Source organism: Riemerella anatipestifer, assembly GCF_009932355.1.
Lineage (GTDB): Bacteria > Bacteroidota > Bacteroidia > Flavobacteriales > Weeksellaceae > Riemerella > Riemerella anatipestifer_E.
Genome location: NZ_LEKU01000021.1, coordinates 1 through 24,807, shown reverse-complemented (window position 1 = coordinate 24,807; position 24,807 = coordinate 1). Strand labels below are relative to the sequence as shown.

The 24,807-nt window shown below is 34.5% G+C and carries 27 protein-coding genes; 19 read left to right on the top strand and 8 right to left on the bottom strand.

The window, feature by feature from the left end; translation table 11 throughout:
* Positions 1-104 precede the first annotated feature (104 nt).
* The 8 genes from GXW81_RS07950 to GXW81_RS07915 all read left to right on the top strand — a co-directional run bounded on the left by GXW81_RS07950 (position 105) and on the right by GXW81_RS07915 (position 5,951).
* On the top strand, positions 105-458 hold the full coding sequence (locus GXW81_RS07950) for a T9SS type A sorting domain-containing protein (RefSeq protein WP_161531885.1): 354 nt from the start codon (positions 105-107) through the stop codon (positions 456-458).
* An 85-nt stretch (positions 459-543) separates the two neighbouring features.
* Positions 544-1,077 (top strand): 30S ribosomal protein S16, encoded by a 534-nt coding sequence (locus tag GXW81_RS07945; protein WP_161531884.1) that lies wholly within the window; start codon positions 544-546, stop codon positions 1,075-1,077.
* A 16-nt stretch (positions 1,078-1,093) separates the two neighbouring features.
* The gene (rimM, locus tag GXW81_RS07940) at positions 1,094-1,618 is read left to right on the top strand and encodes a ribosome maturation factor RimM (protein WP_161531883.1); all 525 of its coding nucleotides are present in this window, start codon (positions 1,094-1,096) and stop codon (positions 1,616-1,618) included.
* A gap of 148 nt (positions 1,619-1,766) precedes the next feature.
* Positions 1,767-2,399: a 7-carboxy-7-deazaguanine synthase QueE gene (locus tag GXW81_RS07935; protein ID WP_161531882.1), complete on the top strand. Its 633-nt coding sequence runs from the start codon at positions 1,767-1,769 to the stop codon at positions 2,397-2,399.
* Between the two features lie 7 nt (positions 2,400-2,406).
* Positions 2,407-3,738, top strand: a complete 1,332-nt coding sequence (locus GXW81_RS07930) for an exopolysaccharide biosynthesis polyprenyl glycosylphosphotransferase (RefSeq protein WP_161531881.1) — start codon at positions 2,407-2,409, stop codon at positions 3,736-3,738.
* A gap of 38 nt (positions 3,739-3,776) precedes the next feature.
* A complete protein-coding gene (locus GXW81_RS07925; RefSeq protein ID WP_013446861.1) occupies positions 3,777-4,538 on the top strand; it encodes an ABC transporter permease in 762 nt (253 codons plus the stop codon).
* Positions 4,538-5,314 (top strand): ABC transporter ATP-binding protein, encoded by a 777-nt coding sequence (locus GXW81_RS07920; RefSeq protein ID WP_153929437.1) that lies wholly within the window; start codon positions 4,538-4,540, stop codon positions 5,312-5,314. Before GXW81_RS07925 ends, GXW81_RS07920 begins: the two co-directional genes overlap by 1 nt.
* A 13-nt stretch (positions 5,315-5,327) precedes the next feature.
* A complete protein-coding gene (locus GXW81_RS07915) occupies positions 5,328-5,951 on the top strand; it encodes an outer membrane beta-barrel protein (protein WP_154137193.1) in 624 nt (207 codons plus the stop codon).
* A gap of 47 nt (positions 5,952-5,998) precedes the next feature.
* On the opposite strand, the gene GXW81_RS07910 is transcribed toward GXW81_RS07915, so the two are convergent.
* Together GXW81_RS07910 and GXW81_RS07905 are read right to left on the bottom strand one after the other, a co-directional pair.
* The gene (locus GXW81_RS07910) at positions 5,999-6,292 is read right to left on the bottom strand and encodes a hypothetical protein (RefSeq protein WP_161531880.1); all 294 of its coding nucleotides are present in this window, start codon (positions 6,290-6,292) and stop codon (positions 5,999-6,001) included.
* 52 nt (positions 6,293-6,344) lie between these two features.
* Entirely contained in the window at positions 6,345-7,157 is an 813-nt protein-coding gene (locus tag GXW81_RS07905) for a M48 family metallopeptidase (RefSeq protein ID WP_161531879.1), read from the bottom strand.
* Between the two features lie 280 nt (positions 7,158-7,437).
* On the opposite strand from GXW81_RS07905, the gene GXW81_RS07900 reads away from it, so the two are divergent.
* Genes GXW81_RS07900 through GXW81_RS07875 form a run of 6 tightly spaced genes read left to right on the top strand, consistent with a single transcriptional unit; the run spans position 7,438 to position 13,105 of the window.
* Positions 7,438-9,195, top strand: coding sequence for a long-chain fatty acid--CoA ligase (locus tag GXW81_RS07900; protein WP_161531878.1), 1,758 nt, complete (start codon positions 7,438-7,440; stop codon positions 9,193-9,195).
* 35 nt (positions 9,196-9,230) lie between these two features.
* Positions 9,231-10,289, top strand: coding sequence for a diphosphomevalonate/mevalonate 3,5-bisphosphate decarboxylase family protein (locus tag GXW81_RS07895; RefSeq protein ID WP_161531877.1), 1,059 nt, complete (start codon positions 9,231-9,233; stop codon positions 10,287-10,289).
* 15 nt (positions 10,290-10,304) lie between these two features.
* Positions 10,305-10,682 (top strand): VOC family protein, encoded by a 378-nt coding sequence (locus GXW81_RS07890; protein WP_161531876.1) that lies wholly within the window; start codon positions 10,305-10,307, stop codon positions 10,680-10,682.
* A gap of 33 nt (positions 10,683-10,715) precedes the next feature.
* Positions 10,716-11,825, top strand: a complete 1,110-nt coding sequence (locus GXW81_RS07885) for a 5-(carboxyamino)imidazole ribonucleotide synthase (RefSeq protein ID WP_161531875.1) — start codon at positions 10,716-10,718, stop codon at positions 11,823-11,825.
* 28 nt (positions 11,826-11,853) lie between these two features.
* Positions 11,854-12,354 carry a 5-(carboxyamino)imidazole ribonucleotide mutase gene (gene purE, locus GXW81_RS07880; RefSeq protein ID WP_004918743.1) on the top strand — a complete coding sequence of 167 codons (501 nt, stop codon included), beginning with the start codon at positions 11,854-11,856 and terminating at the stop codon, positions 12,352-12,354.
* Between the two features lie 37 nt (positions 12,355-12,391).
* The gene (locus GXW81_RS07875) at positions 12,392-13,105 is read left to right on the top strand and encodes a hypothetical protein (RefSeq protein ID WP_161531874.1); all 714 of its coding nucleotides are present in this window, start codon (positions 12,392-12,394) and stop codon (positions 13,103-13,105) included.
* A 30-nt stretch (positions 13,106-13,135) separates the two neighbouring features.
* Here GXW81_RS07875 and GXW81_RS07870 read toward each other — a convergent pair whose 3' ends face one another.
* Both GXW81_RS07870 and tyrS read right to left on the bottom strand, forming a co-directional pair.
* Positions 13,136-13,777: an alpha/beta hydrolase gene (locus GXW81_RS07870; protein ID WP_161531873.1), complete on the bottom strand. Its 642-nt coding sequence runs from the start codon at positions 13,775-13,777 to the stop codon at positions 13,136-13,138.
* 7 nt (positions 13,778-13,784) lie between these two features.
* Positions 13,785-15,077, bottom strand: coding sequence for a tyrosine--tRNA ligase (tyrS, locus tag GXW81_RS07865; RefSeq protein WP_161531872.1), 1,293 nt, complete (start codon positions 15,075-15,077; stop codon positions 13,785-13,787).
* Between the two features lie 175 nt (positions 15,078-15,252).
* Between tyrS and GXW81_RS10355 the strand changes: the two genes are divergently transcribed.
* The 5 genes from GXW81_RS10355 to GXW81_RS07845 all read left to right on the top strand — a co-directional run bounded on the left by GXW81_RS10355 (position 15,253) and on the right by GXW81_RS07845 (position 20,250).
* Positions 15,253-15,540 carry a hypothetical protein gene (locus GXW81_RS10355; protein ID WP_185153018.1) on the top strand — a complete coding sequence of 96 codons (288 nt, stop codon included), beginning with the start codon at positions 15,253-15,255 and terminating at the stop codon, positions 15,538-15,540.
* Positions 15,500-15,805: a DUF5025 domain-containing protein gene (locus tag GXW81_RS07860; protein WP_161531871.1), complete on the top strand. Its 306-nt coding sequence runs from the start codon at positions 15,500-15,502 to the stop codon at positions 15,803-15,805. Before GXW81_RS10355 ends, GXW81_RS07860 begins: the two co-directional genes overlap by 41 nt.
* A 31-nt stretch (positions 15,806-15,836) precedes the next feature.
* A complete protein-coding gene (locus GXW81_RS07855) occupies positions 15,837-16,373 on the top strand; it encodes a DUF5025 domain-containing protein (protein WP_260393577.1) in 537 nt (178 codons plus the stop codon).
* A gap of 4 nt (positions 16,374-16,377) precedes the next feature.
* Positions 16,378-19,425: a T9SS type A sorting domain-containing protein gene (locus GXW81_RS07850; RefSeq protein WP_161531869.1), complete on the top strand. Its 3,048-nt coding sequence runs from the start codon at positions 16,378-16,380 to the stop codon at positions 19,423-19,425.
* Positions 19,426-19,557: 132 nt separating this feature from the next.
* Positions 19,558-20,250 carry an SIMPL domain-containing protein gene (locus GXW81_RS07845; RefSeq protein ID WP_161531868.1) on the top strand — a complete coding sequence of 231 codons (693 nt, stop codon included), beginning with the start codon at positions 19,558-19,560 and terminating at the stop codon, positions 20,248-20,250.
* Between the two features lie 18 nt (positions 20,251-20,268).
* Here the strand turns inward: GXW81_RS07845 and rnhA are convergent, their stop codons facing one another.
* The 4 genes from rnhA to lpxK all read right to left on the bottom strand — a co-directional run bounded on the left by rnhA (position 20,269) and on the right by lpxK (position 24,265).
* Positions 20,269-20,748 carry a ribonuclease HI gene (rnhA, locus tag GXW81_RS07840; RefSeq protein WP_014938160.1) on the bottom strand — a complete coding sequence of 160 codons (480 nt, stop codon included), beginning with the start codon at positions 20,746-20,748 and terminating at the stop codon, positions 20,269-20,271.
* Positions 20,749-22,320, bottom strand: coding sequence for a replicative DNA helicase (dnaB, locus tag GXW81_RS07835; RefSeq protein WP_004918470.1), 1,572 nt, complete (start codon positions 22,318-22,320; stop codon positions 20,749-20,751).
* 123 nt (positions 22,321-22,443) lie between these two features.
* Positions 22,444-23,256 (bottom strand): purine-nucleoside phosphorylase, encoded by an 813-nt coding sequence (locus GXW81_RS07830; protein ID WP_161531867.1) that lies wholly within the window; start codon positions 23,254-23,256, stop codon positions 22,444-22,446.
* Positions 23,240-24,265, bottom strand: a complete 1,026-nt coding sequence (gene lpxK / locus GXW81_RS07825) for a tetraacyldisaccharide 4'-kinase (protein ID WP_154137179.1) — start codon at positions 24,263-24,265, stop codon at positions 23,240-23,242. The genes GXW81_RS07830 and lpxK overlap by 17 nt, the downstream gene beginning before the upstream one ends.
* Positions 24,266-24,807: the final 542 nt, after the last annotated feature.

Genomic DNA, 24,807 nt, shown 5'->3' with positions numbered 1-24,807 from the left:
TGGAATTGTATTTGTTGTGCAAATTTAACAAGACTTTAGCAGAATTAAATCTTGTAAGCTGATTTTATTTTAGATATATTTGTAAATATTTTTAAATCAATACTATGAAACAATTTTTATTCTCTATATTTTTATCAATTGCATTTTTTGGATTACCCTCCACGCTGAAGGCTCAGAATGTAAGAGATTATATCAATAATCAACAAAAATCTGATGATGCTCTTGTGGTAGCTTACCCTAACCCAGCTAAGGATTTCATTGTATTAAAAACTAAAAATCCATTAACTAGGGTTAAAAGTGTTACTTTTTATTCTATAGTTGGAGCTCAGGTAATGGAGGTTTTTCCTAATTCAAATTATGTTGAAATTAGATTAGACAAGCTTATATATGGTAAGTATCTTATAAAATATACTTTAAGTGATAATACTCAACAGGTTACACAAATTATAAAACAGTAAATTTTGTGTTGGCTAATTCAAAAAAAAATATTACTTTTGCCAACTAATTATTAACAGGGACGAGTTCCCATAAAATCAATATTTTATGTCAGTAAAAATTAGATTACAAAGACACGGTAAAAAAGGAAAACCGTTTTACCACATCGTGGTTGCAGATTCTAGAGCAAAGAGAGATGGTAGATTCATCCAAAAACTAGGAACTTACAACCCAATTACTAACCCAGCTACTATTGATTTAGATGTAAATGCAGCGGTAGATTGGTTAAACAAAGGGGCTCAGCCTACAGATACTGCTAGAGCTATCCTATCTTACAAAGGAGCTCTTTACAAGAAACACTTACTTGGAGGAGTTGCTAAAGGTGCTTTTGATGAAGCTGAAGCAGAGAAAAGATTCAATGCTTGGTTAGAAGAAAAAGAAGCTAAAGTACAAGGTAAAAAAGAAAACTTAGCTAAATCTAAAGAAGAAGCTAAGAAAGCTGCACTAGAAGCTGAGCAAAAAGTAAGCGAGGCTAGACTAAATGCTAGAAAAGAAGCTGAAGCTACTGTAGAACCAGCAGAAGAAGTTGCTGAAGAAAGTACAGGAGCTCCTGCAGCTGAAGAAAACGAAGCAGAAGCTTAAGAATTAAAATTTAATCATGCGAAAGGAGGATTGCTATTTTCTTGGAAAAATCACTCGTAAGCATGGTCTTTCGGGAAATGTTATCTTAAAATTAGATACAGACCAACCCGAATTTTACAACAAATTGGAATCAATATTCGTTGAAATCAACGGATTATTGGTTCCTTTTTTTATAGAAAAACAACAGTGGCAAAAATCAGACTCTAAAATCATTACTTTTAAAAATGTGTCTGATGCTATGATAGAACAAGCGTTAGGCAAAAATGTGTTTTTACCACTTTCTACTTTACCTCCATTGAAGGGCAATCAGTTTTATTACCACGAAGTAATAGGTTTTGATGTTTTTGATGAGGCTGAGAACTTTTGTGGTTCAATCAAAGAGATTAACGACCAAACCGCACAACATTATTTTATCCTTAATAATAAAGGTAAAGAGGTTATTATTCCTATTATCAAAGATTGGATTCTGAAAGTTAATAGAGATGAAAAAGTAATTTCCATGCAATTACCAGAAGGACTTTTAGAAGTATTTGAGGTATAAGTCTTCTATTATTATTACGATATTATTGCGTTTTTCCTTAATATTTCCTAGTGGCTTAAGTTAAAATCACTACTTTTGTAGCAGATTTGTGTTTATAATCTTTTATGTAGGTTTTTACAACTTACGTGTTCAAAAGAATAGGTTTTTAATGATGACTAATACTGAAAAAGAATTACTAAAGTTAGGAAAGCTACTCCCTGTAATGGAGCATTTCTACACGATACAAGGCGAAGGTGCACATACGGGTAAAGCGGCATATTTTATTCGTTTAGGAGGTTGTGATGTTGGTTGTCATTGGTGTGATGTTAAAGAAAGTTGGGATCCTAACTTGCACCCTTTAATGGACGCAGAAGAAGTAGCCCAAATAGCAGCAAACCATTCTAAAACTATTGTTTTGACGGGTGGAGAGCCACTTATGTGGAATTTAGAAATACTTACAAAAAAATTAAAAGACTTAGGGTGTACTATACATATAGAAACTTCTGGTGCTTATGAAATGACTGGGCATATAGACTGGGTTTGCCTTTCTCCTAAGAAAACAGGTTTGCCTAGAGAAAGTATATATGCAAAGGCAAATGAGTTAAAAGTAATTATTTTCAATAATCACGATTTTAAGTTTGCTGAAGAGCAAGCCTCTAAAGTATCTCAAAATTGTAAATTTTATCTCCAAAGCGAATGGAGTAAAAGAGATGAAATGTATCCTAAAATAACCGATTATATTTTAGAAAATCCTAAATGGCAGGCTTCAGTGCAAACACACAAATATCTTAATATCCCATAGTATACGAATGCAGAATATCCGCTATTCTAGATATTTGAAATTTTTATTTATAGGAGCAGATATTTTTGCTATACTTAGTTGTTTTTATATACTTTTCCCTAACAAAGAAGGAGAATGGCTGTGGAGAACTGAAAGCCTTATTTTCTTGTCTATTGTTTGCGTGTTTTGGGGGCTATTGAGTGGCTACACTCGTTTGTATCATGTTCCTCGTACACTTACTTATACACTTCATTTAGAGAGAATTTTAAAACATGCTCTGTTTTTCTTTTTAGGAATATGGATGTTGGAACTACTGTCTACAAAAGTAAATTTCAGTCAAAATGAATTAACTTTTTGGGGGTATTTCTTGATTATGATATTATCATTTAAGTCGTTTACTTTCTTTCTTCTTAAATATTACAGAAGTTTAGGTAAAAATCACAGAAATGTGATGTTTTTTTCAGCTGATAATCTTTCTACTATTTTAAAACAAACTCTTCTAGAGCGTAAGGATTATGGCTATAAAGTATATAGTTTTAATGGAAATATCACCGAGCAAGAGCTTACTCTTTTTTGGAAAACCAATGGTATAGATACATTATTTTTATCTTCAGAAAATGAAGCAAACCAAATAAAAGAAATTCTAAAATTGGCGGAAATACATAAAGTTAATGTAAACTTAGTGCCCAACACCTTTAACCAAAGTTTTTTTAACTACCATCTACAATATTTTGGAATATCGCCTGTGCTTATTCCAGAAAGATATCCGCTAAGTTTTGTTAGTAATCAAATAATTAAAAGGTTATTTGATATTTTGTTTTCAATTTTAGTATTGGTGTTTGTAGGTATTTGGCTTTTCCCTATTATCTCATTTTTTATTTGGTTAGAAAGCGGCAGCCCTATCTTATTTATACAAAAAAGATATGGTTATCGGGGGAAAATCTTCCAATGTTTTAAATTCAGAACAATGGTTGATGACCGTCAATCTTGTGAGAAACGAGTTACAAAAGTGGGACGGTTTCTTAGAAAAACCAGCCTTGATGAGATGCCTCAATTTATAAATGTTCTGTTTGGAGATATGTCTGTGGTAGGACCACGTCCTCATATGCTTTCTGTAGATGATTTTTATAAATCTCAAATAGAGCAATATAGTACACGAACTTTAGTAAAACCTGGAATAACAGGGTTAGCTCAAGTGAATGGTTTGAGAGGTGATGGTGGAGGAAATCTAGATGAAAAGATGAAAAAAAGGCTACTAGCCGATGTTTTTTATATTAAAAATTGGAGCATAAGTTTAGATATTGTAATTATATTAAAAACCATTTTTTTGATTATCAGAGGAGACGAAAATGCTCAGTAGTTACTGAAAATCTAAATTAAAAATATTAACTTCGCAAAATGTTAAAGTTGTCAAAAAGAATGCTTACCTCTGTGGGAGAATATGTTTTGTTACTAGGAAAAGTAATAAAACGCCCACAGAAGCATAATATTTTTTTTAAACTCTTGATGAGAGAGATTAACGATTTAGGCGTTAACTCCTTTGGTTTGGTATTATTTACTTCCATATTTGTGGGAGCCGTAGTCGCAATACAGATGTATAATAACTTTAAGGCGTCTACCATTCCCATTCCACTGTACTTCATAGGTTATGCTACTAAGGTGGTGCTTATTTTAGAGTTTTCGCCTACTATTATTAGCCTTATTTTGGCAGGTAAAGTAGGGTCTTATATAGCGTCTAGTATAGGAACGATGAGAGTAACGGAGCAGATAGATGCTTTAGATATTATGGGTGTTAATTCCCCTAACTTTTTGATTCTTCCAAAGATAGTAGCCAATGTTATTTTTAATCCGTTACTCATAGCCATTAGTATTGTTTTCGGTATTTATGGAGGTTATTTAGCCGGAGTTGCCACAGGTAATTGGACAGAAGCCGACTATATTACAGGTATACAAAGATATATCCCAGACTATTTTATATGGTATGCCTTTTTTAAAACGGTGGTGTTTGCGTTTCTTATTGCTACAATTCCAGCTTATTTTGGTTATAATGTAAAGGGAGGCTCTTTAGAAGTAGGTAGAGCTAGTACCCAAGCGGTAGTTTGGACTATGGTGGCAATTATTATTGCCGAACTTGTATCAACCCAATTATTTTTAAGCTAATGATTGAAGTTAAAGATTTAAGAAAAAGTTTTAATGATGTAGAGGTTCTCAAAGGGATTACTACTACTTTTGAAACAGGAAAAATAAACCTTGTCATTGGTCAATCGGGTTCTGGTAAAACAGTGTTTTTGAAGTGTTTACTCAATGTTTTTGATCCTTCTTCCGGAGATATTTTATTTGATGGAAGGAATCTAAGCATTATGGGACGAACGGAAAAACAAGAAATTCGTTCTGAGATAGGTACTGTATTTCAAGGGAGTGCTTTATTTGACTCTATGACGGTAGAAGAAAATATATCTTTTCCTTTGGATATGTTTACTAATCTTACTTATACCGAAAAAAGAAAAAGAGTAAAAGAAGTAATTGGAAGGGTTCATTTAGAAAATGCTAACACTAAATTTCCTTCCGAAATATCAGGCGGAATGCAAAAACGAGTGGCAATCGCTAGAGCAATTGTAAACAATCCAAAATATCTCTTTTGTGACGAACCGAACTCCGGTTTAGACCCTAACACAGCCATTGTAATAGATGAGCTTATAAAAGAAATTACAGAGGAATATAATACGACGACGATTATTAACACTCACGATATGAACTCCGTACTTACCATAGGTGAGAAAATAGTTTATTTAAGAAAAGGTGTTAAAGAGTGGGAAGGAAACAAAGACCTTATTGTTAAGGCAGAAAATGAACATTTGATAGACTTTGTCTATTCTTCAGCTTTGTTTAAGCAAGTAAGGGAAACAATGTTAAGAAATAATCAAACTAATTTATAAAAAATAAAACATTATGAAAAAAGTATTCGTAGGTTTAGCTATTGCAGCTTCATCTTTGATGATGGGGCAAGTGAGTTTTGGGGTAAGAGCTAACGCATTACTTAACGCTAGTTCTCCAAGCTGGTCAGATTTAAAGGATAACATTTCTGAATCATTAAATACTAAAGGTAATAACATTACAGGTTTTAATATTGGTTTATCTGCTAAAATTAATTTACCTATTACTTCATTATTTTTAATGCCAGAGGTTTACTATACACAATTTGGTAGCAAAACATCTTTAGGAGATTTAGAATTAAAAGCTAAAAGTGATAGACTAGATGTTCCTGTTCTAGTAGGTTATAACATTTTGGGCGAAAAACTAAGCTTATTTACAGGACCTGTAGCTTCTTATAACTTAACTTCAGAGCAAACCTTTAAAGATTTTAAAGAAAATATTTCTAAAACCTTTACAGTAGGCTATCAGATAGGTGCTAATGTAAGAGTATCAGATTTTGTTTTCAATGCTCGTTACGAAGGAGCTTTCTCTAAAGACCAAAGAGATTTTATAAGAACAGTATCTAGTAGTACAGATGAAGTGGTAAGATACGACAACCGTCCTAGCTTCTTTATCGTAGGTTTAGGTTATCAGTTTTAATACACGCTTTTTATTTTTTTAATAAGAAACAAAAAAATACTCAGAGATTAACTCTGAGTATTTTTGTTATAAGTATTTTGTTGTGCTGCTAATTCTGCAGCTTGTCTTTCTATTTCAATTTTCTCTTTTTGTAGTCGTTCAAATTCTTTTCTTTTAGCTGCTTCTCTCACTGCACTACCTTTGCTAATGTATCCTATAGCTCCACCAATAATGAGACCGATACCGATACCACCCATAACTCCTATAAGATGAGAAAGTTCTATTTTAAAGTCAGTTGTGAAATAAAATAAAAGAGCAGCAATAGCTAAAAGTATAATTCCTACAGTTGTTAAACTTTTCATAATCAAAGTGAATTTATTTACTTCCCAAAGATAAGAAAATTAACTCGAATAACTATATTTTACCTCCTGCAGCTTTATAGTATTCTAACGCTTTAGGTAAATGTAGCTGTATATCAGCTCTTCTGTGTTCAGGATTTGGGTGGGTAGATAGAAACTCTGGCTGTCTAGATGCACTTCCTCCAGATGCAGACTCCATTCTTTGCCAAAAAGGTTGGGCCTCTCTAGGGTCATAACCAGCCATAGCCATAATGTATAAGCCCATCTCGTCAGCTTCTAATTCCTGTTTTCTTCCATAAGCAAGCTGTGCTGCTTGAGAGCCTAGAGGATAAGCTACTGAGAATACTTGTCTTAAAGCTTGATTTTTTATGCTAGCTCCAGCTACCATGCCTAGCCCTTGTGCTACCATTGCTGACGATATTCTTTCGTTACCATGTCCAGCTAATGCATGAGCAACCTCGTGCCCCATAACTACTGCTACCCCTGTTTCGTTTTTACATACAGGCATTATTCCAGTGTAGAAAGCTACCTTTCCACCAGGCATACACCAAGCATTTAGTTGTTGATCGTCAAGTAGATTAAACTCCCACTGATACGATGCTAAGTCTCCCTCTCTTCCGATTGAGCGATAATAATTCTCTGCAGCATTTTTAATTCTTAATCCCACATTTTTTACTTGTCTGGCCTCTGTAGTTCCTGATATAACTTTGGCTTTTGATAATGTAGATTGGTATTGTTCTAACGACATGCTAGCCAGTTGACTATTATCCATAAATTGGAAAGATTTTCTTCCTGTAAGAGGATTGGTAGCACATGCTACTAATCCTAAAGTTAAGACACTCGCTCCTAATAAAGTTTTAATTTTCATAGGTGTTGTTTTGATAAATTATTGTAGTGCAAAGTAAACAATTATTATTCCAAAATTGAGGATAAATTGATGCTTTGTTTAATCTAATATTTAAAATAAAATCATTGTAAATTTAAACTATTGATTGACAAGTGTATAGTTGTGATGTTCTTAATCCTATTTTTTTAAGTATGATGAGTTTGTTACATCAATAAATCAATATTTGCAAGATTTATTTTTCGAAAAAAATGCCTACCTTTAGGCACTTATTTTGAATATACAATTTTAAACTTAATTTTAAATGAATTTAGCTGCATTTGTAAGTGTTAATGCTGAGAAATATCTCTCTAAACCTGCTATTGGTTTTAAGAAATATGATGAATGGAAATCGCTTAGTTGGACTATGTTTAAAAGAACCATCTTTAAAACCGCTAATGCCCTTAAAGAGAAAGAGGTGAAAGAAGGTTCTAAAGTTGCTATTTATTCCGATAATTCAGCAGAGTGGATTATCTTCGATTTGGCGGTTTTATCCTTAGGTGCCATAAGTGTGCCCATCTATAGTACCAACGGAAAGCAGCAAGTACAATATTGCTTACAAGATTCTGAAGCCTCAGTAGTGCTAGTTGGGAATCAAGAGCAGTATGATATTTGTTCTGAGATAATGAACGAAGTGTCTTCTTTGAAATTTATCGTGGCAGCAAAAAAACACATAGTATTAAGACATACTAATAGTATTCATTTAGAAAATTTAACTCAAAAAGGAAGCGAAGATTTTGAAGTTTGCTCAAGAGATAAAAGTGACCTCTCTACAATACTTTACACTTCAGGTACTTCAGGTACACCTAAAGGAGTAATGCTTACTCACGGAAACTTAATAGATTGTTTTCATGCTCACACTGATTTTTTTAAATTCAAAAATTTTGAAAATGAGACTTCTTTAGCTTTTTTACCACTGAGCCACATTTTTGAAAGAAGTTGGACTTTATATTGTTTAAGCAGAGGAGCTAAAGTTTCTTTTTTAGAAAATACAAAACTAATAGCTCACGCCCTAGAAGAAGTAAAACCAACAATGATGTGTGCTGTGCCTAGGTTTTATCAGAAAATTTATGGGGCTCTCAGAGAAATGGTGGAGAAAGGCTCTCCTACTAAAAAGAAAATTTTTGACTGGGCACTCAATACAGGCACGCAATGTAGTGAGTACAGACGACAAGGGAAATCCGTACCATTTGGATTGGAACTTAAAAATAAAATAGCTAATAAACTGGTATTTAGTAAAATAAAACAAAAGTTAGGTGGTAATCTTTGGTTTATGCCTTGCGGTGGTGCTTCTATATCTCCTGATATTCTTAAATTTTTTGATGCTATGGGAGTCCATATTACCGTGGGCTACGGTCTTACTGAAACTACAGCTACTTTAACCTGTTTCCCTGCGTACAATTACGAGTACGAAACTGCAGGTATCCCGATAGGTGACACACAAATAAAAATAGGTGAAAACAACGAAATTTTAGTTAAAGGTAGTGGTGTGATGAAAGGATACTATAACCTTCCAGAAGAAACAGCCAAAGCCTTTACTGAGGACGGTTGGTTCCGAACAGGAGATGCTGGAATTATAGAGAATGGTACTTTAAAAATTACCGACCGTATCAAAGATTTAATGAAAACTTCCAATGGTAAATATATTACACCACAGGTCATAGAAAATATATTAACCAACAGCAACTATATACAACAAGCTATGGTAGTGGCAGAAGGCAGACCTTTTGTAACGGCAGTTATAGTTCCTAACTTTGAAGCATTGAAAGAGAAGGTAAAAGCCATGAAGTTGTCTATGACTGATTGGAATGAAATTGTCTCTTCTGAAAAAATAACTCAGTTTTATCATGATATATTACATGATATTCAGAAAGAATTATCTGCATTTGAGAGAGTTAAAAAATTTGTATTACTTCCTAGTGAGTTTGAAATTCATACAGGAGAGATTACTCCAACGCTTAAAGTTAAAAGAAATGTAGTAATGTCTAAATACAGTAACTTAATAGAGCAGTTGTATGCTTAATTTTTAAAGTATTTTAACTTTAATAATTAAATTTTATGTTAGAACAATTTTTAGGAACGCCAAATTTTGAGGCTAAAAATATACAAGTTTCCGAGACTTGTCCGTCCAATATTGCTTTGATAAAATATTGGGGAAAGTATGCACAACAAATACCTGCTAACCCTAGCATCAGTTTTACACTGAATAATGCTAAAACAACTACCAATATCGTTTTTAATGCTAATGAACCTTTTGGAGTAAAGACTTACTTGGCAGGAAAGGAAGAAACTCAATTTTCATCTAAAATAGAAAAATATTTTAAAACTATTGAGCCTTATCTCCCTTGGATTCTTAGCGGAAGCTACGAAATTAGAACTGAAAACACTTTTCCTCATAGTTCAGGAATCGCCAGTTCGGCATCGGGGTTTGGAGCGATAGCCAAATGTCTAATGAAGATAGATGAGGCTTTTTCTAAGGAAACTACAACCCACGATTTTAGGTTGAAAAAAGCCAGTTTTTTAGCTAGATTAGGAAGCGGAAGTGCTTGTAGAAGTTTGTACAATGGTTTAGTGGTTTGGGGCGAAATACCAGAAGTGGAGGGCAGCTCTGACTTATTTGCTGTACCCTATCCTACGGAAGAAGTTGCTGAAGTGTTCAGAAAGTTTAACGATTGGGTATTACTTATTCACGAAGGACAAAAAAGCGTATCCTCTACCGTAGGGCACGGGCTGATGAACACCAATCCTTATGCTGAAAGACGCTTTCAGGAAGCTAGAGAGAATTTTATTCCTCTGAAAGAGATTTTAAAGTTTGGAGATTTAGAAAAATTCATTACCTTAGTAGAGCACGAAGCCCTTACATTACACGCTATGATGATGATGAGTGAGCCTGCATTTATCCTTATGAAAACAGGTACTTTAGAGGTTATCAATAAAATTTGGGAATTTAGAAAATCAACAGGATTGCCGTTATTCTTTACCCTAGACGCTGGTGCTAATGTGCATTTGCTTTTCCCTGAAAATCAAGAGACCGAAAAAATAACTGCTTTTATTGAAAAAGAATTATTACCTCATACCCAAAATGGAAAAGTAGTAAAAGACAGTATAGATTTTTAAATATTTAAAAATTAAATGAAACTTCATCACATTGCCATTATTTGCTCTGATTATTCGGTTTCAAAATCTTTTTATACCGAAGTTTTAGGGTTAAATATTCTACGAGAAGTGTACAGAGAAGAAAGAAGCTCTTACAAACTAGATTTAGGCATTGGTAGTGATTATGTTATTGAACTTTTTTCATTCCCTAATCCTCCTAAAAGACTTACCAGACCAGAAGCGTGTGGATTAAGACATTTGGCTTTTTCTGTGGACTCTGTGGAGGAGCAAAGAGAAAAATTACTAAAATTAAATATCAGTTGTGAAGCTATTCGGGTAGATGAATGGACGAATAAAAAGTTCTTTTTCACACAAGACCCAGATGGGCTTCCAATAGAATTCTACGAAAAGTAAAATATCCAAATAAATTATAATAAAAGTAATAAAATGAAAATAGGAATTTTGGGAGGCGGGCAGCTAGGAAGAATGTTGATACAAGAAGCTCTGAAATATGATGACGATTTTTATACCCTAGACCCTAGCCTTGAATGTTCTTGTGCGTCTATTTCAAATCTTACACAAGGGGATTTTAATGATTACGAAGCCGTATTCAATTTTGGTAAAGATAAAGATATTGTTACCATAGAGATAGAACATATCAATACAGAGGCGTTAGAACAATTGGAGCAGCAAGGCGTTAAAGTTGTTCCCAGCTCTAGCATTATTAAAATTATACAACATAAAACGCTTCAAAAATTATTTTACCAAAAATATCAAATTCCAACACCTGATTTTCAAATCATTCAGAATGCTTTGGAAGTGGATTTTCCATTTCCTTTTGTTCAGAAATTGGACAAAGGAGGTTACGATGGTAAAGGAGTACAAGTCATTAAAAATGAGAACGATTTAATTAAACTTTGGGACGCACCTTCTGTTTTAGAAAAATTGGTAGATATTGATAAAGAGCTTTCAGTCATCGTTGCTAAAAACGAAAACGGAGAAATAAAAACTTTCCCAGTAACGGAAATGGTGGCAGACCCTAAGCTCAACCTTTTAGATTTTAACATCTGTCCTGCTTTTATATCAGAAGATACTCAATTACAAATAGATGCTATTGTTTCTAAGTTTATATCTGCCGCCGACTCTGCTGGACTTTTTGCCATAGAATTATTCTTAGATAAAGAAGGGAAAGTATGGGTAAATGAAACCGCTCCTCGTCTGCATAATAGCGGGCATCAAACTCAAGAAGGGAATTACAACTCACAGTTTGAACAATTTTACAGAGTAATAAAAAACTTACCACTCGCTGAAGTTACCACTAGAGGATTTTCGGGTATGCTGAATTTAGTAGGGGAAGAAAATGCTTCTGGAGCAGTAGTTTATAAGGGTTTGGAGGAAGTGCTAAAACGCCCCAACGCCTATGTTCATCTTTATGGAAAAAAGGAAACGAAACCTGGTAGAAAAATGGGGCACATCAATGTCTTATCCGATAATAGAGAACAGTTGATACAAGAATTGACAGAAATTAAAGCATTAGTGAAAGTAAGCGCTAAATAAATCTAATTTTATATAAAAAGAATAAAGAATGGTAGGAATTATTATGGGCAGCCAAAGCGATTTGCCAATAATGCAACAAGCAGCAGATTTTTTACAATCTATGGCGATACCGTATGAGCTTACGGTGGTGTCTGCACACAGAACTCCAGAAAGAATGTTTGATTATGCTAAAACTGCTAAAGAAAGAGGTCTTAAAGTTATTATAGCGGGAGCTGGTGGAGCGGCTCACCTCCCTGGTATGGTAGCGAGTTGTACCACACTCCCTGTAATTGGAGTGCCTATACTCAGCAGTAATTCTATTGATGGCTGGGATTCGGTGCTATCTATATTACAAATGCCTTCGGGAATACCTGTAGCAACGGTAGCTCTTAACGGAGCCACTAATGCTGGAATATTAGCTGCCAAAATTTTAGGTTCGGCGGATGAGAGTATTTCTAATTCATTAGAAAACTATCAAGAAAGTTTAAAAAATAAAGTATTGGATAGTATAGAGTATATTAAAACTCAACACCCTAATCAATTTGATTAAAAAAAGCCAACTCATCTTTATCTATAAAAAAGCATATATGAAGACTGTATTTAAACTCATAATATTCTTTTTTGTTTTACAATCTTGTGATAACAAAACGGTCTTAAATGAAGAAAAACATAAGACTCAAGAGACAAAAATAAATACAGATAAAGCTAATAAAAAGAGTGAGCTTTATACAGACACTTTTGAGTTTGAATATTATAATGACAATGGAGATTATACATGGTTATCTGCAAAAAAAGGTCATGTTAAATATGATTTCGTAAATGACAATAACACTCAAAGAAATCTATTGAGAGGAGATATGTGTGAAATTACATGGGAAAAAGACACTATATATATTGCTGGTGAAGGGGAAACACCAAAAATTGAGAATTGGTTAGTTTCTATTAAGAAAATTAAAGATGGGAATGTTTCTAAATTCAGAAAAGATTATAAAAAAGAATTGAAGTATTATTATTCTGAAGAAGGTTATACACAAAGTGCTTTAGATGACTTATATCTTTCTGTAGAATACTATATCGCAAATACAAAAAACGAACTGATAAAATTAGCTATACAAAATAAAGAGCAATTAGAATATTCTATTGAAAGCAGAACAGAAAACAATAGAGATTATCAAGTTTTGGGTATTGGATATACTTTCGAACATAAGTTTAACATAATACAATGGCTATATATTGATATTGAAACACAAAAAATCTATGAATATGATATAGCTAATGATAAATTAGTTGAATTTAAATAGGTTTCTATTTAAAAATAAAAAAGGAAACGCCTAAGGTGTTCCCATAAATTTCATTAAATCTATATAATTTTTTTGATTGATGCCGTGTCCACTCATATACTCTCTAAAGGTAAAGTAAGCTCCCAAATCATAGAGTAAATCGGCAGCCTTTCTTCCCCATTCCAAAGGAATAATAACGTCATCTGTACCGTGCGAAATAAAAAACCTAAGGTGTTCTATTTCCTTTTTTGATTTTGTATAACCTTCCAATAATTTTAGTTCAGGGTAACAACTCATACAAGCCACTTTACTAAATAATGAAGGAAATCTAAATGCCAAAGCATAGCTTAACATACCGCCCTGACTAAACCCACATAAATGTACTTTAGAACTAATGCCGTAACGCTGTTTTAAAGCCTGTATATTGGTATAGAGGTCTTCCGTTGCCACTTTTGCCTGTTCTACATCTATAAGATTATTTTCGTCCATAAGGTTAATATCAAACCAAGCATATCCCTGATAAGGTGTAGATTTAGGAGCTCTAAAACTCACGATAAGCCAATCTTCTGGCAGATTAGGCACGAATGAAAACAAATCCTCCTCATTACTACCATATCCGTGCAGAAGAACTAGCATTGGAGTTTCAGAAGTGATATTCTGAGGCTCTCTAACTAAGTGGTACAAATCCATCATTTAAAAATTAAATGGCTTTTACTATGAAATAACTCTTTTTGCCCTTTTGTAAAAGAATAAACTTATCATCTATAAAATCCTTTTCAGATAAGCAAAACTCCTCATTTACTTTGGATTTATTGACAGAAATGGCATTTCCTTTTAGTTCTCTTTTAGCTTCTCCTTTTGATTTTAAAAACCCTGAATCCGCTAATAAATCGGTAATATTCATTCCAACAAGTTCCTTTCTAGATAATTCCTGTTGAGGCACACCATCAAAAATATCTAAAAATGTGGCCTCATCTAGTGCCACCAAATCCTCTGCTGTAGAACGACCAAAGAGAATTTCGGAAGCCTTAACCGCTTTTTGATACTCTGCTTCTCCGTGTACCCAAGTGGTTACTTCTTGTGCCAGTTTCTTTTGTAGTTTTCTTTCGTGAGGAGCTTCTCTATGCTCGTTTATAAGGGCTTCTATTTCTTCTTTATTAAGGAAAGTATAGAATTTAATAAAGCGTTCCGCATCTTCATCAGTTGCATTAAGCCAAAACTGATAAAAACGATATGGAGAAGTCTTTTTAGCATCTAACCAAATATTTTCACCAGCTTCACTCTTTCCGAATTTGGTACCATCACCCTTTGTAATTAGCGGAACTGTAAGTGCATAAGCCTCTCCTTGTGCTTTTCTTCTAATGAGTTCAGTACCCGTAGTGATATTTCCCCACTGGTCCGAACCTCCCATCTGAAGTTTAACACCTTGATTTTGGTAAAGATGAAGAAAATCATACCCTTGTAGAAGTTGATAAGTAAACTCCGTAAAGCTCATACCTTCAACACCTGCATCACCAGAAAATCTTTTCTTTACAGAATCTTTTGCCATCATATAATTTACGGTGATGTGCTTTCCGATATCTCTAGCAAATTCAAGGAAAGAGATAGATTTCATCCAATCGTAATTATTTACGAGTTCTGCTTTGTTAGGGCTATCACTTTCAAAATCTAATAAACGAGAAAGCTGACCTTTGATACATTCTTCATAATGCTTTAATGTAGCTTCATCTAAAAGATTTCTTTCTGCAGACTTTCCAGAAGGGTCTCCAATCATTCCCGTAGCACCACCTACTAGTGCGATAGGCTTGTGCCCATGTTGCTGAAAATGAGCCAATATTTTAATAGGAATTAAACTTCCGATATGCAGTGAGTCGGCTGTAGGGTCAAAACCGATATAAGCCTTCGTCATTTCTTTGTTTAGTAAATCTTCTGTGCCAGGCATCATATCGTGGACTAAACCACGCCATTTAAGTTCTTCTATAAAAGGGTTCATAGCTGTATTTTTCGCAAATATAATGATTTTTAGGTTTATGGTTTTAGGAGATAAAAGAGCAATTAACCTCTATTTACTATAATATCCTTTTAATCTATCTTCCTAAAAATCAGCTTTAATTATTTGGTGATTACAGATTTTTTTTTAATTTCACATAACCTAAATACATCATAATATGAAAACAATTTTAAAATTTTCAGTTTTGTCAGTAAGCCTATTACTTACTACATGTAAAGACCGGACAACGGATGAATCTCAAGACAAACTTCCTCCTATTACTCAAAACGGAGCCAATACCGCAGGGTGTTTAGTAAACGGAAAGGTACTAATCCCTAGAAATGGAGTTTCTGCAATCCTTACTGTTTACGGATTAACCATTAGCATGAGTAATTATACTCCTGGGTATTATATAGATTTGTATAATGTTGAAGAAAAAAGACGTGTATATATATGTACAGAGTAAAAATAAAACAGGAAACTTTACTATAAACCAATCGAATGGTGATGGTACAGGGAGAGCTCAAACTCTCTCCCAAATGTTCTATGAAATAGATAATAAAAAATATCTTTCATCTGATAATTCAGGTTTAATTACCATAACTAAATACGATTATCCGATAGTTTCAGGTACCTTTTCAGCAACGCTTTACAATGAAGACAATCCCTCGGAAAAAATCCAAATTACCGATGGAAGATTTGATATCAATGCTAAAACCTTAAATAAATAAAACTATGAAAACAATTTTAAAATTTTCAGTTTTGTCAGTAGGTTTATTACTTACTACATGTAAAGACCGGACAACGGAGGAATCTCAAGACAAACTTCCTCCTATTACTCAAAACGGAGCCAATACCGCAGGATGTTTAGTAAACGGAAAGGTACTAATCCCTAGAAATGGAACACGAAATTTGGGAGGGCCTTCTGCTTATGGTTTATCTATCTCAAGGCTTTATGGAAGCTTTAGATTAGATATTAAAAATTATAAAAATGGAGGATTTGTACATATGTATATCAGAAAGTTAGATGATAATAAAGTTATTTACAATATAGAACAATCGGATGGAGAACCTTTTGAGCCACATTCAAATAGTTCAGAATCACAATTATATGTTGCTTATAATAATAATATATATATATCTTCTACCAATTCAGGTACTATCAATATAACTAAAAGTTCGTACCCTATTATTTCTGGAACTTTTTCCGCATCCCTTTATAATAAGGATAATCCTTCAGAAAAAATAAATATAACTGATGGAAGATTTGATATTAATGTAGCAACTCTAAATAAATAAAACTATGAAAACAATTTTAAAATTTTCAGCACTTTTTCTTAGTATAATGCTGTATGCTCAAGAAAAAACTTATACACAAAAGATGGATAGTCTTATGATGTATGTAGACAAAAGCCAAATGACTACACCTATTCTCTATGACCGAGTATTTTCTTTTTCAAATCTAAATGCATCGGTACCAAGTAGCATTTCTTATGATTATTTTCTCCAGTCGTGGAGTGATATGTACCGTGCCAGTTACCAACCTAATTTTATTTCTCCCGAACATCTACAAGAATACGCTAGACGCAGTCTGCAAGATAATCAAGTGCAGATAGGGGTAATTAATCTAAAATATAATTACATTGATTTTGGTACAGATGAAGATCCAAACTTGGTTTTTGAAGATGGTTATTTTAGAAATGTGCCAGGCAAAAATCCATTTAAGGAAGCTCAAATCAGTTTAGTAAGCCCTTTAGTTTCAGAAATTACAAGCACCCAGGTAAACTATGTATTCACAAGCAGTACCATAGCACAAGACCCTACACTATCTCCCATTGAAAGTATAGAACTAAACTTGGGCGATGGAGTGATACGAAATTTAAACCTCAACTCACAACTTACCGTAGCCCAATCACAAAATTTTATAGTAAATTATACCTCTGGAGGTAACAAAAATATTTCTTTCAAATTAAAATTTGCGGACGGAACCAGCAAAACATTTCGTAAAAGTATAGAGGTAAAACTTGAAGATAAGCTCATTACAACCAATACTAATAATGGACTTTATTCTGATAAAGAGGATTTTACAGGGAGCAGAGGTATCACGCAAACCACACCATTTAGAGGTTATAATGAGTCTGTTGCTAAATCAGGAGTATTAGAGTACACCACTTATTACAATAGAGTATCTAACCCAGGATTTAACGGTGAAAAATTCTCTGTAAAACCCAAACTTAGAAAACCTGTAATTATCTTAGATGGGTACGACCCTGGTGATGGTAGAAAAACTCATCCTGAAAGTAAAGATTGGAGGAAAGACAAATCTAGTCTTTATGAATTAATGGCATTCGACACTGATAATATTCCAAATAATGGAAATGAAAAAAATTTGGTTACTGAACTTCAAAACAAAGGCTTTGATGTTACTTTGGTCAATTTTCCTAATGGAGCAGATTTTATAGAACGAAATGCAATGGCAGTGGTAGAACTACTTAAAAGAGAAAATGATAAACTAAAACAAAACGGGAGTTCAGAAAAAATTATACTAATAGGTCCCAGTATGGGAGGGCTTATTTCTAGATATGCTTTAGCCTATATGGAGAAAAATAATATTCCCCACAATACACGGCTATGGGTAAGTTTTGATAGTCCTCATCATGGAGCCAATATTCCACTTTCGGCACAAGCCAATTTACTCTTTTTTGGAACCATTGGAGGCTCTGAACAAGCAGCTAATAAATTTAAAGAAAACTTCTTCTCTCCAGCTGCACGGCAGATGCTTATTGAGCAACTTGATGGCTATCCTAATCCTACCTATCTTTCAAGTAATTCAGGAAGAAACAATAATCATCCGTTTCGTAAACAATTTCTACAAAATCTAACTAACAATGGTGTGTCAGGTTCCAATGGATTTCCTATACAGACGAGAAATATAGCTATTGCCAACGGAGCTACCACGGGGCAAAAGACGAATTCGGAAGGGCAGACACTATTAGAAATGGCAGGATTTGGTCCATTGAGATTGAAAGCAGTAGTTTTGGTTGATAATGCCCTACCTGCACCCAATAATACTGCACTTAATTTTGAAGGAAGATTTACAAAAACGGTGAAGTGTCGCATTCCATTGACAAGAATGACTTTTACCTGCGGTATCAATATAATTGATAAAAAAGTTTATACAAATAATCCTAATCCTAGAGGTTCTATGGATGTGGTGCAAGGAGGAACTTTTGGAACATTTGATATATTTCAACAAGAGTTCGACCAACCTTTAAGAGAGGGAGGTCTAAAAGATGTACAATGGAGACAAAATAGACATAACCATGCGTTTATACCTACTGTGAGCTCTTTAGCCTTCAAAAATCCGAATTTTGATTGGAATGCAGATATCAATAGAAATTTACTATGCAATCGGGAAATCCCTTTTGATGCCTATTTTATTGCAAAAACAAATGAGGAGCATGTATTCGTATCAAATGAATTAGTAGATTGGCTTATGAAAGAAATAGAAGGAAATTACCAAGCTCCTAATCTTGATTTATCTAAGATTGCATTATCTACTACACAAAAAATACTTTGTTTAGACGAGACAGCACAAATATCCATAAATACTACAGACCCGTGTAGCCTTCCTAGTAGATTTATATGGAGTACATCTCCAAATTTGCAGATTGTTGGTAACAATGCAGACAATACAGTGCAAGTTAAAGGAGTCCAAAATGGATTGGGATATGTATATGTAAATTTCGCCAGTGGACAAAAAATATCTCAAAAAATCTGGGTAGGTAAACCTCAATTACGTATAAAACCAGAGGAAGGAAGCACAAACTATGTAATCCAGCGTATAGAATCTTTAAACAAAGAAGCTACCTTAGAAGACCAAGGCTTAACCCCAGCAGATGTTACTTGGACAAGAAAAGACACAGGAGCCATAAGAACAGGCTATACTTACTTTGCAAATGGACGTGGGTACAACTGGCGTTTAGATTTAGAAGTAAACGCTAAAAATAAATGTGGCAGTAGCACTTATGCTACCACTATAACTCCACCCGCTCCTGGTATGTGCGAGTACACCTACACAGTGTCAAAAGTTCAAAATGACGACTATACCATTGCCAGAATAATGGAGCCAGTATGTCCGAAACAATCTCCTGAAGATAACAATCTAATCCAGAGTCAAAGCACTTCCAGCGAAACCTATCACATTACAGTAGTAAACAGCTTAGGGAATACCGTAATTCAAAAAACAGGTAAAGATTTCAGCCTTTCTAACCTCCCTACAGGAAGCTATTTTGTAAAAATCATAAAAGATGGGCAGATGCTTGTTGGGCAAACACTTATTAAAAAATAAATCTTAAAAGAGGCGGTTTCAAAAATATTGAGAACAGCCTCTTTTTTTATTACATTGAATTAAATTATGAATTGAGAGATTTTATGAAAACCCTCGGCATATTATTTGATACGGAGGAGCTAAAACAAAATTATGAAACATTTATTTTTAACCCTTATGCTATTTTGTGGACAGTTTATTTTTGGGCAGAAGAACTTTTTAGACCAGCCTTATTTAGAAACTTCGGGCAAAGCAGATACATTGGTAATACCTGATAAAATAACCATTAACATCAACCTCAATGAAGCTGATACTAAAAACAAAATATCGGTAGAAGAACAAGAAAAAAGAATGGAAAGTGCCCTTAAAAAACTAGGCATCAACACCGAGAAAGATTTATCTCTTAATGGTTTATCTAGTGGGTTTAAAACTTATTTTCTAAAAGGTCAAAACATTATTAAACAAAAGAACTACTCTCTTATCGTTCGTAATGCGGTTACGGCGGGTAAAGTCTTGATGGCACTAGAAGAGCAAGGTATTTCTAATGTGAACATCTCTAAACTAGAATATACCAAAGAAGAAGAACTTTTGTTAGCCCTGAAAAGTAAAGCCGTTTTAAAATCTAAGCTCACTGCAGAACGAATGGTGAAAACTTTAAATCAAAAATTAGGTAAAGCTATCTTTATTTCCGATGAAAATAATGCCTATCCTCAAGTAACTCCTATGATGATGCGTTCTGCAAAGACAGTGGAAAGCTATGATGCTAGTTCAGAAGCTCCTATTGATATAGAGTTTAATAAAATCAAATACGAAACTTTTGTTAATGTTAAGTTTCAGCTAGATTAAATTATAAAGGATAAAATACTAAAACAATGAGTCAAGGGTTGCGTTTTCTTCGTAGCCCTTGTCTATTTCTAGTGTAGGAGCATTTGCAGCGGCTACGGCTAGCCTATCGCAACGTTCATTATCGGGGTGTCCGTTATGCCCTTTAATCCAATGGAAAGTTGGGTTGTGCATTCTCATCAAAGGGACTAACCTTTGCCACAAATCAGGATTTTTAACTTTATTAAATCCTTTTTTTATCCAACCATACAGCCACTTTTGGTTAATGGCATCGGCGACATACTTGCTATCGGTGTAGATATGAACTTCGTTTTCGTTGTTTTTGAGTTTTTCTAATGCCACAATAACCGCCAATAGTTCCATACGGTTATTAGTCGTTTTTCTAAACCCTTGCGAAAATGCTTTCTCATAGTTCAGTCCAGAAACTCGCATAATAATTCCATAGCCACCTTTGCCTGGATTTCCGCTACAGGCTCCGTCTGTGTAGATGTCAATCTTCATTTAGAATGGCATATCATCATAATCGTCAATCTCATTCATAGAAGACCCAGAAATATTATCTGGAATATCAAATGCAGCACTAGGTTGTATGGTGGTTTTGATGCTTTCAAATCCGCTAGGATTATTATCCATTTGTCCAAAATTAGAACTTTCGTAACCTCCGTATAAATCTAAATCCGCAAACTTGGCAATTTCCTTAAAGAAAGAAAGCCTTACTTCGCCCGTGGCACCATTACGGTGTTTTGCTAAAATAATCTCGGCTTGGTTGGTGGTACTGGTTTGTGCTCCTTCCTCATCGTTATCCCAAAAATCTATCTTGTAATATTCTGGACGGAAGATAAAGGATACAATATCCGCATCTTGCTCTATCGCACCAGATTCCCTTAAATCAGAAAGTTGAGGGCGTTTGTTAGGGCGAGTTTCCACCGTTCTAGAAAGCTGTGATAAAGCAATAATAGGCACATTAAGTTCCTTTGCGATGGCTTTTAATGAACGAGATATGGTAGAAATTTCTTGCTCCCTTGTACCACCCTTTCCAGAGTTTGCAGTCATCAGCTGTAAATAATCCACCATAATGATTCTCACGCCGTGTTGCATTACAAGTCTTCGGCACTTTGCTCTAAAGTCAAAAATGGAGAGAGCAGGTGTCTCATCTATATAAAGTGGAGCGTTTTCTAAAGCAGCAACATTGTTAAAGAGGCGTTGCCATTCTTCATCACTCATTTGACCTTTTCTTAATTTTTCAGAGGAAATCCCTGTCTCGGAAGAAATCATTCTGGTAATAAGCTGCACTGATGCCATCTCTAATGAAAATACAGCAATAGGAATTTGATGTTCCACTGCAATATTTCTAGCCATAGAAAGGATAAACGCCGTTTTACCCATACCAGGACGAGCTGCTATGATAATCAAATCTGAGTTTTGCCAACCTCCTGTTTCCTTATCAAGTTGGGTAAATCCCGAAGGAATACCCGAAAGCCCTTCTTTATCTTTAAGAGATTTAATTTTTTCAATGGCTTCGCTTACTAAAGAACTAGCGGTATCAAAGCCTTTTTTTATCGTTCCGTTGGTAATTTCAAAGAAAGATTGTTCGGCACGGTCTAAAAGCTCAAATACATCTGTGGATTCTTTGTAAGAATTGTCTATCACATTCGCAGATACGTTGATAAGCGACCTCAAAATGTATTTTTCTAGGATAACTCTCGCGTGGTATTCTATATGGGCAGAAGAACTGATGCCTGTGGTTAAATCTATGATATAAGCGTCCCCACCAGCCAAATTAAGTTTTTCTTGCTTCTTTAACTCTTGGATTACCGTTAAAATGTCTATCGGTGTATTGTCGCCAAATAACTTAATGATGATGCGGTAAATCTCCTGATGTCTAGGGTCGTAAAATACTTCAGGCGTGAGTAAATCGTAAGTATTATCAAGAGCTTTTTTATCAATAAGAAAAGCCCCTATAACCAGTCTTTCTAAATCTACTGCATTGGGTGGCATTTTGCCTTGAGAAATAGAGAGTTCCTTCGCAAAATTACCGTTGACTAAAGATGATAATGTTTCCTTCTGTGCCATAGGGCAAAGATAGTGGTTTTATGTTTTATGAAGCTACAATGTTAAAAACTTGTTATTATCTTTTTATCAATAAAAAAAGAGACTGCAACAAGTACAGTCTCTTAGCTAATCATTTATATTTTTTTAGTAATTCTTTACCAATCCTTTTACGATTGTAATCACATTAGGCATAGCCTTGTTAGCTGCTTCTAAAACTTCCTCGTGAGAAACATTGAACGCAATTTCTGGTCCGCCTAAGTCGGTAATGATAGAAATACCAAATACATCCATACCTTGATGTTTTGCTACAATAACTTCAGGCACGGTACTCATACCCACAGCATCACCACCAATAGCACGGATTAACCCGTATTCAGCAGGTGTTTCAAAGGTAGGTCCTTGTAGAGCTACATAAACCCCTTGGTGTACCGTGATGTTATTCTCTTTTGCTACTTCTTCAGCAATGCTTAACATTTTTCTGTTATAAGGCTCACTCATATCCACGAAACGAGGTCCTAATTCATCTATATTTTTGCCCCTTAATGGGTGTTCTGGCATCATATTGATGTGGTCGTTAATCAGCATCACATCAGCCACTTTAAAGTTAGGATTTACCCCACCCGAAGCATTAGAAACGATTAGATTTTTAATTCCTAATAAGTGGAATACACGGAAAGGGAAAGTTACCGTCTCAATAGAATGTCCCTCGTAGTAGTGGAATCTCCCGCTCATCATAAGCACTTTCTTACCTTCTAGCATACCGTAGATTAAGCTACCTCCGTGCCCAACTACTGTAGTTTGAGGGAAATTAGGAATGTCAGCATAATCCAAAGTGTGGATTGCCTCTACTTCGTCTTTTAATTTACCTAATCCAGAGCCTAGCACGATAGCAAAGTCTGGTGTATCTCCAATAATGTTCTTAATGAACGCTGCTGTTTCTTTAAATTTTTCTAACATAATTCAGTATTATTTTGTTAAACTCCTCTAGCTTATCCATTTCTACATTGATAGGCCAGTAATATAATTTATCACTTAGATATTCAAAAGTTTTTAGCCTTACAAAATCTTTTTCTGTGGTAAGTATCATTTTATAATCTCCCATTTTTTTATACTCGGAGATTATTTTTTGCACATCAGCATCTGTAAAGCTGTGGTGGTCTTTAAATTTAAGGTGCTTTACTCTCTTAGCAAATCTATTCAGATGTTCTAGGAAAGGCGTTGGATTGGCAATTCCTGTAATCACCAATATATCGTAATAAGCCAAATTATTATCTGGTAAAGATTGTGTTTTGGAGAACACCGTTTCATCATAATTGATGGTGGAGAAAAATACCTTTTGGTAATGTTTAGGGCTTATTCTAGAAATATAGTATTGTTTTTTCTCCTCCGTAATATTGGCAGGACATTTAGAAACTACAATGATATGAGCCCTTTTCATTCCGTTTCGGCTCTCCCTTAAATTCCCTGCAGGAAGAATAAAGTCTTTAAAGTAAGGGTCGTTGTAGTCGGTCATTAAGATGTTAAGCCCTGCATTGATTCGGCGGTGCTGAAATGCATCATCTAGCACTAGCACATCTAAATCCATATCGGAAATAAGTTTTTTAGCACCGAAAACTCTATCCTCACTTACCCCAATTACAAAACGATTCTTAAAGCGTTCAAAAAGTTGCATAGCTTCATCGCCTACCGTTTTATAATTACTATTGTAATTCACAACTCCATAGCCTTTGGTAGTACGTCCATAGCCTCTAGAAAGCACTCCCGTACGATGACTTTTTGAAAGGAGTTCTGCAATATGCATTACCATTGGAGATTTCCCGCTACCACCTACGGAGAGGTTACCTACATTGATAATAGATGTATTAAATTTCGTAGAAGGCAACAATCCCCAATCATACATTTTGTTTCTTACAGAAGTCCCTAGATGATAGATTAAGGAAAAAGGATAGAGATACCATCTTTTCATATAGTCCACTTACAAATTTCCGTAGGCAAAAGTACGCTTTTTTTACGAGGAAAGAAAGAAAGCCCATTAGAAACAAAAAAGAAAATTAGTTTTGTTTTTTATAGAGTGGTGGATATAAATTATGCCCTATTTATTACTTTTTTTCCAAAAACTTGCATACTTCCACAAAAGATGATATGTTTGCCCTCAGTTTATGAGACACTATACCAATTACATACAAAAAAGTGTAAAAAAGCACTCCAATTATTTGGTAGTTCCAAATAATTTCGTAAACACACACACACACACACACACACACACACACACACACACAGTATAGTTTCGTGGGTATGCGTCCGACTATCTAGAAAATTCTTTAGATTCTTATCGTTAATTATAAATAATGTTCCGCCAACATTCGTTGGAGGCATTTCGTGTTTAGCACACTTTAAGTTTTGTTTTCATAAACCGCTAGAAGTCTCCTTATTTCATAAGTTTAATTTGTTGTTTTTGTTAGGAGCTTCTAGCTTACAGGAAGGATATTATGTCCTTTCTGCCTTAGC

Bases quoted from the DNA above. Each gene is read 5' to 3' on its own strand.
- GXW81_RS07890 (WP_161531876.1), top strand. From the start codon at position 10,305: ATGAAACTTCATCACATTGCCATTATTTGCTCTGATTATTCGGTTTCA.
- GXW81_RS07875 (WP_161531874.1), top strand. From the start codon at position 12,392: ATGAAGACTGTATTTAAACTCATAATATTCTTTTTTGTTTTACAATCT.
- GXW81_RS07845 (WP_161531868.1), top strand. From the start codon at position 19,558: ATGAAACATTTATTTTTAACCCTTATGCTATTTTGTGGACAGTTTATT.
- GXW81_RS07935 (WP_161531882.1), top strand. From the start codon at position 1,767: ATGATGACTAATACTGAAAAAGAATTACTAAAGTTAGGAAAGCTACTC.
- GXW81_RS07900 (WP_161531878.1), top strand. From the start codon at position 7,438: ATGAATTTAGCTGCATTTGTAAGTGTTAATGCTGAGAAATATCTCTCT.
- GXW81_RS07905 (WP_161531879.1), bottom strand. From the start codon at position 7,157: ATGAAAATTAAAACTTTATTAGGAGCGAGTGTCTTAACTTTAGGATTA.
- GXW81_RS07860 (WP_161531871.1), top strand. From the start codon at position 15,500: ATGTTGAAGAAAAAAGACGTGTATATATATGTACAGAGTAAAAATAAA.
- GXW81_RS10355 (WP_185153018.1), top strand. From the start codon at position 15,253: ATGAAAACAATTTTAAAATTTTCAGTTTTGTCAGTAAGCCTATTACTT.
- tyrS (WP_161531872.1), bottom strand. From the start codon at position 15,077: ATGAACCCTTTTATAGAAGAACTTAAATGGCGTGGTTTAGTCCACGAT.
- GXW81_RS07885 (WP_161531875.1), top strand. From the start codon at position 10,716: ATGAAAATAGGAATTTTGGGAGGCGGGCAGCTAGGAAGAATGTTGATA.
- purE (WP_004918743.1), top strand. From the start codon at position 11,854: ATGGTAGGAATTATTATGGGCAGCCAAAGCGATTTGCCAATAATGCAA.
- rnhA (WP_014938160.1), bottom strand. From the start codon at position 20,748: ATGAAGATTGACATCTACACAGACGGAGCCTGTAGCGGAAATCCAGGC.
- GXW81_RS07850 (WP_161531869.1), top strand. From the start codon at position 16,378: ATGAAAACAATTTTAAAATTTTCAGCACTTTTTCTTAGTATAATGCTG.
- GXW81_RS07895 (WP_161531877.1), top strand. From the start codon at position 9,231: ATGTTAGAACAATTTTTAGGAACGCCAAATTTTGAGGCTAAAAATATA.
- GXW81_RS07915 (WP_154137193.1), top strand. From the start codon at position 5,328: ATGAAAAAAGTATTCGTAGGTTTAGCTATTGCAGCTTCATCTTTGATG.
- dnaB (WP_004918470.1), bottom strand. From the start codon at position 22,320: ATGGCACAGAAGGAAACATTATCATCTTTAGTCAACGGTAATTTTGCG.
- GXW81_RS07945 (WP_161531884.1), top strand. From the start codon at position 544: ATGTCAGTAAAAATTAGATTACAAAGACACGGTAAAAAAGGAAAACCG.
- GXW81_RS07925 (WP_013446861.1), top strand. From the start codon at position 3,777: ATGTTAAAGTTGTCAAAAAGAATGCTTACCTCTGTGGGAGAATATGTT.
- GXW81_RS07830 (WP_161531867.1), bottom strand. From the start codon at position 23,256: ATGTTAGAAAAATTTAAAGAAACAGCAGCGTTCATTAAGAACATTATT.
- GXW81_RS07870 (WP_161531873.1), bottom strand. From the start codon at position 13,777: ATGATGGATTTGTACCACTTAGTTAGAGAGCCTCAGAATATCACTTCT.
- rimM (WP_161531883.1), top strand. From the start codon at position 1,094: ATGCGAAAGGAGGATTGCTATTTTCTTGGAAAAATCACTCGTAAGCAT.
- GXW81_RS07930 (WP_161531881.1), top strand. From the start codon at position 2,407: ATGCAGAATATCCGCTATTCTAGATATTTGAAATTTTTATTTATAGGA.
- lpxK (WP_154137179.1), bottom strand. From the start codon at position 24,265: ATGAAAAGATGGTATCTCTATCCTTTTTCCTTAATCTATCATCTAGGG.
- GXW81_RS07950 (WP_161531885.1), top strand. From the start codon at position 105: ATGAAACAATTTTTATTCTCTATATTTTTATCAATTGCATTTTTTGGA.
- GXW81_RS07920 (WP_153929437.1), top strand. From the start codon at position 4,538: ATGATTGAAGTTAAAGATTTAAGAAAAAGTTTTAATGATGTAGAGGTT.
- GXW81_RS07910 (WP_161531880.1), bottom strand. From the start codon at position 6,292: ATGAAAAGTTTAACAACTGTAGGAATTATACTTTTAGCTATTGCTGCT.